Genomic DNA, 8,854 nt, shown 5'->3' on the forward strand with positions numbered 1-8,854 from the left:
AGCTGATGAGCTGGGAGACGTGCAACCCCGTATCCCCCGGCAGGCGTCCGGCGAGCAGGACGGCCGGCGCCCGGACGGCATCGACCTCGATGACCGGTTCAGCGCGGAACTGGCCTCGGCGGTCTCCGGTGCCCGCCGCCGGGCGGCGCGGGACGGAGACCCCCAGATCGACACGGCCCATCTGCTCCACTCGCTGCTGGAGTGCGACGCCGAGGCGCGTGCGCTGCTCGGGGACGGGCCACGGACCGCCCGGGTCCTCGGCTATCTCGTGCAGCGCAGCATCGGCTACGGCCTGCGCTGGCAGAGCGCCGTCGAGGACTCCGGCGCCGTACCCGTCGTGACCGGCGTGGCCGGGTTCTCCCCGCCGGCCGCGGCGGCGATGGAAGAGGCGTGCGCACGCGCCGCCAGGCGCGGGGCGGTCCGGGCCGGCGGCGTCGACCTGCTCGCCGCGCTGGTCGCGGACCCGCAGGCGCGCGCCGTCGAGGTGCTGGCCCGCGCCGCCGTCGAGCCGGACGCCGTGCTCGCCCGGGTGGAGAGCCACTTCGAGTCGACTTCCTGAGCCCGTTCCCGGCCCCGCCGGGCGGCCGCTCCCGCCCTCCCGACGGGCGTCACCTCGGACGTCCAGCCGGTGAGACAGGTGTCATTGGGGATGACGCTCATGTCGACCCCTGTCATCATGTGCCGGTGCATACGTCTGACACCGCTCGCGGCAACCGCGGCAAGGGCGCCGGACTCGGTCTGGCTCTCGCCTCCGCGGTCGCCTTCGGTGGCTCCGGAGTCGCGGCCAAGCCGCTGATCGAGGCCGGACTCGACCCGCTCCACGTGGTCTGGCTGCGCGTGGCCGGCGCGGCCCTGGTGATGCTGCCGCTCGCATTGCGCCACCGCGGGCTGCTGCGTCGCCGTCCCGCACTGCTCGCCGGGTACGGACTGTTCGCCGTGGCCGGTGTGCAGGCCTGCTACTTCGCCGCCATCTCCCGCATCCCCGTGGGCGTCGCGCTGCTCGTCGAGTACCTGGCCCCCGCCCTGGTCCTCGGCTGGGTGCGGTTCGTGCAGCGCCGGCCGGTCACCCGGGCCGCCGCGCTCGGCGTGGTCCTGGCGGTCGGCGGTCTCGCCTGCGTGGTCGAGGTCTGGTCGGGGCTGCGCTTCGACGCCCTCGGGCTGCTGCTCGCGCTCGGCGCCGCCTGCTGCCAGGTCGGCTACTTCGTCCTGTCCGACCAGGGCAGCGACGCCGGCGCGGAGGCGCCCGACCCGCTCGGCGTCATCGCCTACGGCCTGCTCATCGGGGCCGCCGTGCTCACGGTCGTCACCCGGCCCTGGTCGATGGACTGGTCCGTCCTCGCCGACACCGCCCCGATGGACGGCACCCCCGTCGCCGCCGCCCTGCTGCTGGCCTGGATCGTGCTCATCACCACGGTGCTCGCCTACGTCACCGGCATCGTCGCCGTGCGCCGGCTGTCGCCGCAGGTCGCCGGAGTCGTGGCGTGCCTCGAAGCGGTCATCGCGACCGTACTGGCCTGGGTGCTGCTCGGCGAGCACCTCTCCGCCCCGCAGATCATCGGCGGCGTCGTGGTGCTGGTCGGCGCCTTCATCGCCCAGACGTCGACGCCGGCGAAGGGCGCCGCGGATCCGGTGGCCGGTGGAGGGCCCGAAAGAGAGTTGTCGAGCCGGGGAACGGCGACCTGAGATGCCGGTCATGCGTTTCGACGCACTCGTCCTCCCGCCTCCGGCCGCCTGAGGCGGGTCCCTGTGCCGAGCCCGGCGCGCTGTCGCCGGGCCGGTCACGAGCCTGTGCCTGCTGCCGCTCGCCCTGGCCGAGGGCCTGGTGCCGCACACCGCCGAACCGGTCCGGCTCCTGCGGCTGCCGGGGTACGTCGCCGCCGTCCCGACCGCCCTCGCCTACGGGCTCTACTTCGCCGGTGCGGCCGTCGTCCGGTCCGCGACCGTCTCCGTGATCATGCTCCTCGAGCCGGTCAGCGCGGCGGTGCTCGCCGTCCTGCTGCTCGGCGAGCACCTCACCGCGGCGACCCCGGCCGGCACGCTGCTGATGCTCGGCTCGGTCGCGGGGCTCGCGGTGGCGGAGACCCGGCAGGCGCGGACGCGTCCGGCACCGGCGTGACGGCGCGGCCTCCCGAGGGCCGATGGCGGGCCCCGGGAACCGGGGAGCTGTGGGGTCGGCCCCCGAAAGGGACGGCGAGGGGCCCTCGGGAGGCCTCTTCTTCTCCGGCCCGGGCCGGAGTCACCGTACCGGCAGATAGTCGGGCAGCGCGGTTGCGGGGTCAAGGCCCGGGTCGGCGACGGGAGCCTCGTATCCCTTGCGCAGGGGGACGAGACCGGCCCAGTGGGGGAGGGCGAGGTCCTCCGGCTCGTCGTTCACGCCGCCGGTGCGAAGCTTGGCGGAGACCTCGTTCAGGTCGAGGCGGATCACGGCGGTCGCGGCCAGTTCCTTCTTGTTGGCCGGCCGCGAGTCGTGGGAGCGGCCGGGAACGACATGGTCGACCAGGGCGTCCAGGGCCGTGCGCCGCTCCCCGGGATCCGTCACCTCGTACGCGGTGCCGTGCACCACCACCGACCGGTAGTTGACCGAGTGGTGGAAGGCCGAGCGGGCCAGCACCAGCGCGTCCACGTGCGTCACCGTCAGGCACACCGGCAGGCCCGGGTCGGCCGCACCGGTCATCCGCAGCGGACGCGAGCCCGTCGAGCCGTGCACGTAGAGCCGCTCGCCCACCCGGCCGTACAGCGTCGGCAGGACCACGGGCGCGCCGTCGCGGACGAAACCGAGGTGGCAGACGTAGCCCTCGTCGAGTATCGAGTGCACCAGTTCCTTGTCGTAGGAGGCCCGGTCGGGGGAGCGGGTGGGGACGGTGCGGTCGGTGGGCGGGTAGGTGCCGGCCGGTTGCGACGGCGTCCGCGTGGTCCCCTGCATGGCGCTCTCCATTGCACTAGTGCATACTTGATTTTGTGCTAGGAGACTATCGGATCACAGGGCGGGGCGCAGCGGAGATCTCCGCGAGCGTCGAGCGCGCGGTGGGCTCGGGAGAGCTGGAGCCGGGGCAACCCCTGCCTCCGATGCGGGAGTTGGCGCGGCGACTCGGGGTGAATCCGAACACCGTCGCCGCCGCGTACCGCACCCTGCGCGAGCGCGGGGTCATCGAGACGGCCGGGCGCCGGGGAAGCAGGGTGCGGGCGAAGCCGGCCACCACCGGGCGGGAGTTCATCCGCGTCGAGGTGCCCGAGGGCGTGCGCGACGTGTCCGACGGCAATCCGGACCCGGCGCTGCTGCCCGCGCTGGGTCCGGTGTTCGCCGCGGCGGCCGAACAGGGCGACCGGGAACCGGTGCTGTACGGGCACGCCCCCGTGGATCCCGTACTCGCCCGCGTCGCGCGGGCCGAACTGGACGCCGACGGTGTGCCGGACGGGCCCGTGGCGGTGACGTCCGGTTCGCTGGACGCGATGGAGCGGGTCCTCGCGGCCCATCTCAGGCCCGGTGACGCCGTCGCCGTCGAGGACCCGGGGTGGGGCAGCCTCCTCGACCTGGTGCCCGCGCTCGGCCTGCGCACGGTCGCCGTCGGAGTCGACGACCAGGGGCCCCTGCCCGACGACGTGCGCCGGGTCCTCGCGGCGGGCGCCCGTGCCCTGGTGGTCACGGACCGCGCGCAGAACCCGACGGGCGCGGCGGTGAGCGCGGCACGCGCGCGTGGCCTGCGGTCCGTACTGCGCGACCACCCCGGGACGCTGCTCATCGAGGACGACCACGGCCACGGCATCGTCGATCTCCCCCTGCATCCCCTCGCCGGTACGACAGGCAGCTGGGCCTTCGTCCGCTCGGCCGCCAAGGCCTGCGGCCCCGACCTGCGGCTCGCCGTGCTCACCGGGGACCCCGTCACCCTCGACCGGGTGCGCGGGAGGCAGCGGCTGGGCCCCGGCTGGGTCAGCCGCATCACCCAGCGCGCCGTGGCCCGCCTGTGGGCGGGCGGCGGGGTGGACGCCCGCGCGGTGGCGGGGGCGTACGGGCGACGCCGGGACGCGCTCCTCGGCGCCCTCTCGGGACAGGGGGTCGCCGCGTACGGGCGCAGCGGCATGAACGTGTGGATCCCGGTGCCGGACGAGACCGGCGCCGTGGCCCGGCTCCTGCACGCCGGCTGGGCCGTCGCCCCCGGTGCCCGCTTCCGCGTGAGCGCGGCGCCCGGCATCCGGATCACCGTCTCGACGCTGGGGGAGGACGACATCGGCCCACTGGCGGAGGCGGTCACGGCGGCGGTGGGGCCCGGCGCCGGTCCGCCGCGGAGCCATGTCTGAGGCCGGACGCGCGCCGCCCCGCTGGACGCGCGCCGCCCCGCTGGACGCGCGCCGCCCCGCTGGACGCGCGCCGCCCCGCCGGACGCGCGCCGCCCCGCGCCCGCCCCGGCCGCCCTCAGACCCGCGACCCCTGTCGCGCCCGCATCCGGCGGGCCGGTCCCGGCACGGTGCCGCTCGGGTCGGTCCTGGGGCGGGACTGGGTCAGGGCCGCGCCGGCGAGGACGATCGCCGCGCCGACCGGCGTCGACCAGGACAGCGACTCGCCGAGGAGGGCGACGCCCGCGGCCGTGGCGATGACCGGAGTGAAGTACGTGACCATCTGGGCCGTCGTCGGACCGACCTCGGCGACCAGGTCGTACTGGATCAGGAAGGCGAACCCGGTGCCGAGCACGCCCAGGGCCGCGACCGCCAGGACGGGCAGTACCGGGAAGTCGGCCGGGACCGAGGTGAACAGCGGCGTCACGACGGCCAGTTGCAGGGTGGCCAGCCCCAGCTGGGCGCCGGTCAGCGAGAGGTGGGAGTGGCTGGAGCCGGCCAGGGTGCGGCGGACGTAGATCCAGCCGACCGGATAGCTGAGTGAGGCCAGCAGCGCCAGCGCCGTGCCCGTGACGTCGAGGCCGTGAAACCCCTGCCAGACACCCAGGACCGTCAGGACCCCCAGGAAGCCGATGCCGAGGCCCGCCACCCGGCGCCGCGTGGGCCGGTCCTCGGACAGGGCGACCAGCGACAGGGCCATGCCCCACAGGGGCGAGGTCGCGTTGCAGATGCCCGCGAGGGACGACGGGATCGTCAGCTCCGAGAAGGCGAACAGGGAGAACGGCAGTGCGTTGAGCAGGAACCCGGCGACCGTCAGATGCACCCACGTCCACCCCCCGCGCGGCAGCCGCTCCCGCTTCACCGCCATCGCCACGGCGACCACCGCCGTACCGAACGCCAGCCGCCCGAGCGTGACCTGGAACGGAGCGAAACTCTCGGTGCCCACCTTCATGAAGAGGAAGCTGAACCCCCACACGAGGGAGAGGAGCCCGAAACGAAGCCGCCAGTCGAAGACGCGGCGGGCGGCGGAGGAGACGGAGGCGGAGGAGGTGGCACTACTGCTCATGCGGGCAACGATGGTGCAGCTTTCCTCGTAGCACAATCTAAATTTCGCACCGGATATCTCGTAGCATCGCTTACATGTTGAACCTGGACCGTCTGCGTACCCTGGACGCCCTCGCCCGGCACGGATCGGTCAGCGGCGCCGCCGCCGGCCTGCACATCACCACCTCGGCCGTCTCCCAGCAGCTGGCCAAGCTGGAGCGCGAGGCGGGCCAGCAGATGCTCGCCAAAAACGGACGGGGCGTACGCCTCACGGACGCAGGCCGGCTGCTCGCCGAGCACGCGGCCCGCATCCTCTCCCAGGTCGAGCTGGCCCAGGCCGACCTGGAGGCCCAGCGCGGACAGGTGGCGGGCGAACTGAGACTGTCCGCGTTCCCGACGGCCGCCCGCGGACTCTTCCCCGCCGCGCTGGCCACGCTGCGCGCCGAGCATCCCGCGCTGCGCATCCGCTCCTCGGAGCTGGAGCCGGAGCGCGGCATCCTCGGGGTGGTGCGCGGCGACGTCGACCTGGCCGTCGTACTCGACTGGTACAACAAGCCGATGCCGCTGCCCGACGGCCTGGTCAAGGCGCCGCTCCTGGACGACCCCGCCGATGTCGCCATGCCGGTCGGCCACCGGCTGGCCGGACGGGACGAGGTGGACCTCGCCGAGTTCGCCGAGGACGAGTGGATCACCTGGGGGGAGGGGGAGTTCTGCCACGAGTGGCTGATGTTCACGCTGCGGTCGAAGGGCATCGAGCCGATCGTCGGCCACCGCGCCGCCGAGACCCACACCCAGCTAGGGCTGGTCGCAGCGGGGCTCGGTGTGTGCATCGCGCCGCTGCTCGGACGCCATCCGATGCCCGCCGCGGTCGTGACCGCGCCGCTGAGGCAGCGGGTGCGCCGGCACGTGTACGTCGTCTGGCGCGCGGACGCCGACCGCCGCCCGTCGATCCGGGCGGCGGTGGACGCACTGCGGGCCACGGCGCGGGAGGTGGGCCAGGCGGGGTGAGCCGGGCGGGGTGAAGAGGGTGAGGCGAGCCGGGTGAAGTGAGCCGGACGGAGTGGGCCGACGGGGCGGGGCCGATGGGGCGGGCCGACGGGGCGGGCCGGACTAACGAGACGCCAGTTTGCGGAAGTCCCAGGAGACGACCTTGTCCGGCGTCAGCCGCAACCACGCGTGCCGGCCGTCGTGCGGCATCTCCCGCAGGCCGAAGTTCTTGCGGGCGAACAGCGTCTCCGGGAAGTCGAGTTCCGCGCACAGCTCACCGGTGCGCGGCGCCTCGCCCACGAACTCCACCCGGCCGGACAGCTCCGCGCCCCGCAACTCGTCGTACTCCTCACCGGTGTCGACGACGACCGCCACGCGCAGGTCGCGCCGCAGGTCCGTCCACCGCCTGCTGCGCACCACCGAGTACAGCCACATCGAGGAGCCGTCCCAGACGAACCAGAGCGTGCTCACGTGCGGGGCGCCGTCGGCCGAGACCGTGGCGACCCGGCAGGTGCGCTGGGTGGTCAGGAACGCCTCCAGCTCGCCGGGCGTCATCATGATCCGGCGGCCCCGGCGCTGCGTCACGGTCATCCGCCCAGCCGGACCGAGTCCCCGCTGACCGTGATCTGCACGGCGGGCAGCGGCTTGGGCGCGGGACCGCCCTGCACACTGCCGTCGGTGATCGAGAAGCTGCTGTTGTGGCACGGGCAGTGGATGACACCGTCGGCCACGCTCTTCACGGCGCAGCCCTGATGGGTGCAGGTGGCGGAGAACGCCTTGAAGTCGCCGGCGGCGGGCTGGGTGACCACCACCTTCTGGTCGGGGAAGATCTTTCCGCCGCCCTCGGGTATGTCGGCGGTCGCCGCGAGCGCGGCCCCGGCGTCCCCGCCGCCCCCCGAACCGTCGTCGCCCGCCTCCTGGGACGCGGAGCCCGGGGGAGCGGTGCCGGTGTCGCCCGACGCGTCCTCGTCCGAGCCTCCGCAGGCGGCCAGCACGGCGGTGAGCCCCGCCGCTCCGGCCGCCGCGACGACGGTACGACGGGCCGGTCCCGCTGCGGGGTGAAACGATGCGCTGGTCATGCTGGGGTCCCTTCCGGGGTGGATGCGTGGTGATCTGCCGAGAGGTACGGCCCCGTGGCACGTGCTGTTCAGACCGTGCCGAGATGCTGTCGGGTCGGGGGTCGGACGGGCGTAAAACACGGCTGTCGATTCGCTGTCGGCCGCACACCGGCCACGGTCGGCGGGCCCGCACCGCGCCGGTAACCTGGGGCGATGCTCAAGGAAGTCATCGCGACCCGCTACATCACGCCCTTGCGTGAGGGCGGCTCGCTGCCGGGGCTCGTCGAGACCGACGACTCCGGCACGTACGTCCTGAAGTTCACCGGTGCCGGCCAGGGCCGCAAGACGCTCGTCGCCGAGGTGGTCTGCGGCGAACTCGCCCGCCGGCTGGGTCTCCGGGTGCCGCGGCTGGTGACGGTCGACCTCGACCCGGTGCTCGGACTGGGCGAACCCGACCAGCAGGTGCAGGAACTGCTCAAGTCGAGCGGCGGCACCAACCTCGGCATGGACTTCCTCTCCGGCGCGCTCGGCTTCGACCCGCTCGCCTTCGAGGTGAGTGCCGAGGAGGCCGGACGGATCGTCTGGTTCGACGCGTTGGTCAACAACGTCGACCGTTCCTGGCGCAACCCCAACCTGCTGCGCCTGCGCGGCGAGACGTGGCTCATCGACCACGGCGCCACCATGATCTGGCACCACCACTGGCCCGGCGCCGAGATCTCGGCCGCCCGCCCCTACGACGCCGCCGACCACGCCCTCGCGCGCTTCGCACCGGACGTCGCTTCGGCCGCCGCCGCCCTCGCGCCCCTGGTCACCGGGGAACTTCTCGCCGAGGTCACCGCCGAGATCCCGGACGTCTGGCTGCTGGACGAACCCGGCTTCGCCACGCCCGACGACCTTCGCAGGGCCTACGCCCGGCCCCTGCTCGCGCGGGCCGCCACGATCCACGAACGCGTCAAGGGGGATCGGTGAGCGACCGCCACGTCTTCGAGTACGCGCTGCTGCGCGTCGTGCCGCGCGTCGAGCGCGGCGAGTGCGTCAACGCCGGCGTACTCGTCTACTGCCGGGCCAGGTCGTACGTCGGTGCCCGCACCCACCTCGACGAGGGCAGGCTGCTGGCCCTGGACCCGCGGGCGGACCTGCCCGGTGTGCGCGCGGCGCTGCGCGCCGTTGAAGGGGTGTGCGCCGGCGGGGAAGCGGCGGGCCAGGCGGCCGAGGACGATCCCGGCCGCCGCTTCCGCTGGCTGATCGCGCCCCGCTCGACCGTCGTCCAGCCGGGCCCCGTCCACACCGGCCTCACGGCCGACCCGGCGGCCGAGACGGAACGGCTCCTCGACCTGCTGGTGCGGTAAGGACGGTCGTGGAGGGGCGTGGGGACACGCGCCGCATGCCGCGCCGGGCGTGTCCCCACGCATGCCGCGCCGGGCGTGTCCCCG

At 74.2% G+C, this 8,854-nt stretch carries 10 protein-coding genes and 1 pseudogene; 7 read left to right on the top strand and 4 right to left on the bottom strand.

All coding sequences use genetic code 11. The features are described 5' to 3' along the window. The first annotated feature begins 19 nt into the window (after positions 1-19). From ACGFYH_RS18930 to ACGFYH_RS18940, 3 genes and pseudogenes are all read left to right on the top strand, one after another. Complete coding sequence (locus tag ACGFYH_RS18930; protein ID WP_393804271.1) at positions 20-559, top strand: Clp protease N-terminal domain-containing protein; 540 nt, start codon at positions 20-22, stop codon at positions 557-559. 119 nt (positions 560-678) lie between these two features. After that, positions 679-1,683 carry a DMT family transporter gene (locus ACGFYH_RS18935; RefSeq protein ID WP_393804272.1) on the top strand — a complete coding sequence of 335 codons (1,005 nt, stop codon included), beginning with the start codon at positions 679-681 and terminating at the stop codon, positions 1,681-1,683. A gap of 85 nt (positions 1,684-1,768) precedes the next feature. After that, a pseudogene (locus ACGFYH_RS18940) lies at positions 1,769-2,116 on the top strand (DMT family transporter); the annotation flags it as partial. Between the two features lie 120 nt (positions 2,117-2,236). Here the strand turns inward: ACGFYH_RS18940 and ACGFYH_RS18945 are convergent. After that, positions 2,237-2,923 (bottom strand): pyridoxamine 5'-phosphate oxidase family protein, encoded by a 687-nt coding sequence (locus tag ACGFYH_RS18945; RefSeq protein WP_393804273.1) that lies wholly within the window; start codon positions 2,921-2,923, stop codon positions 2,237-2,239. Between the two features lie 35 nt (positions 2,924-2,958). Between ACGFYH_RS18945 and ACGFYH_RS18950 the strand changes: the two genes are divergently transcribed. Then, on the top strand, positions 2,959-4,296 hold the full coding sequence (locus ACGFYH_RS18950) for an aminotransferase class I/II-fold pyridoxal phosphate-dependent enzyme (protein ID WP_393804274.1): 1,338 nt from the start codon (positions 2,959-2,961) through the stop codon (positions 4,294-4,296). Positions 4,297-4,411: 115 nt separating this feature from the next. Here ACGFYH_RS18950 and ACGFYH_RS18955 read toward each other — a convergent pair whose 3' ends face one another. Then, on the bottom strand, positions 4,412-5,398 hold the full coding sequence (locus ACGFYH_RS18955) for a DMT family transporter (protein WP_393804275.1): 987 nt from the start codon (positions 5,396-5,398) through the stop codon (positions 4,412-4,414). Positions 5,399-5,472: 74 nt separating this feature from the next. Here ACGFYH_RS18955 and ACGFYH_RS18960 point away from each other — a divergent pair, with 74 nt between their 5' ends. Further along, positions 5,473-6,384 carry a LysR family transcriptional regulator gene (locus ACGFYH_RS18960; protein ID WP_393804276.1) on the top strand — a complete coding sequence of 304 codons (912 nt, stop codon included), beginning with the start codon at positions 5,473-5,475 and terminating at the stop codon, positions 6,382-6,384. Between the two features lie 102 nt (positions 6,385-6,486). Here ACGFYH_RS18960 and ACGFYH_RS18965 read toward each other — a convergent pair whose 3' ends face one another. Together ACGFYH_RS18965 and ACGFYH_RS18970 are read right to left on the bottom strand one after the other, a co-directional pair. After that, positions 6,487-6,954, bottom strand: a complete 468-nt coding sequence (locus ACGFYH_RS18965) for a pyridoxamine 5'-phosphate oxidase family protein (RefSeq protein WP_393804277.1) — start codon at positions 6,952-6,954, stop codon at positions 6,487-6,489. After that, a complete protein-coding gene (locus ACGFYH_RS18970; protein WP_393804278.1) occupies positions 6,951-7,442 on the bottom strand; it encodes a Rieske (2Fe-2S) protein in 492 nt (163 codons plus the stop codon). The genes ACGFYH_RS18965 and ACGFYH_RS18970 overlap by 4 nt, the downstream gene beginning before the upstream one ends. Before the next feature lie 192 nt (positions 7,443-7,634). On the opposite strand from ACGFYH_RS18970, the gene ACGFYH_RS18975 reads away from it, so the two are divergent. Next, positions 7,635-8,390 carry a HipA family kinase gene (locus ACGFYH_RS18975; RefSeq protein WP_393804279.1) on the top strand — a complete coding sequence of 252 codons (756 nt, stop codon included), beginning with the start codon at positions 7,635-7,637 and terminating at the stop codon, positions 8,388-8,390. Further along, complete coding sequence (locus ACGFYH_RS18980) at positions 8,387-8,770, top strand: DUF3037 domain-containing protein (RefSeq protein WP_393804280.1); 384 nt, start codon at positions 8,387-8,389, stop codon at positions 8,768-8,770. The genes ACGFYH_RS18975 and ACGFYH_RS18980 overlap by 4 nt, the downstream gene beginning before the upstream one ends. Positions 8,771-8,854: the final 84 nt, after the last annotated feature.

This window comes from Streptomyces sp. NPDC048392, from assembly GCF_043200575.1.
In the GTDB taxonomy this organism is placed as follows: Bacteria; Actinomycetota; Actinomycetes; order Streptomycetales; family Streptomycetaceae; genus Streptomyces.

Bases quoted from the DNA above. Each gene is read 5' to 3' on its own strand.
- ACGFYH_RS18955 (WP_393804275.1), bottom strand. From the start codon at position 5,398: ATGAGCAGTAGTGCCACCTCCTCCGCCTCCGTCTCCTCCGCCGCCCGC.
- ACGFYH_RS18965 (WP_393804277.1), bottom strand. From the start codon at position 6,954: ATGACCGTGACGCAGCGCCGGGGCCGCCGGATCATGATGACGCCCGGC.
- ACGFYH_RS18970 (WP_393804278.1), bottom strand. From the start codon at position 7,442: ATGACCAGCGCATCGTTTCACCCCGCAGCGGGACCGGCCCGTCGTACC.
- ACGFYH_RS18945 (WP_393804273.1), bottom strand. From the start codon at position 2,923: ATGCAGGGGACCACGCGGACGCCGTCGCAACCGGCCGGCACCTACCCG.
- ACGFYH_RS18960 (WP_393804276.1), top strand. From the start codon at position 5,473: ATGTTGAACCTGGACCGTCTGCGTACCCTGGACGCCCTCGCCCGGCAC.
- ACGFYH_RS18975 (WP_393804279.1), top strand. From the start codon at position 7,635: ATGCTCAAGGAAGTCATCGCGACCCGCTACATCACGCCCTTGCGTGAG.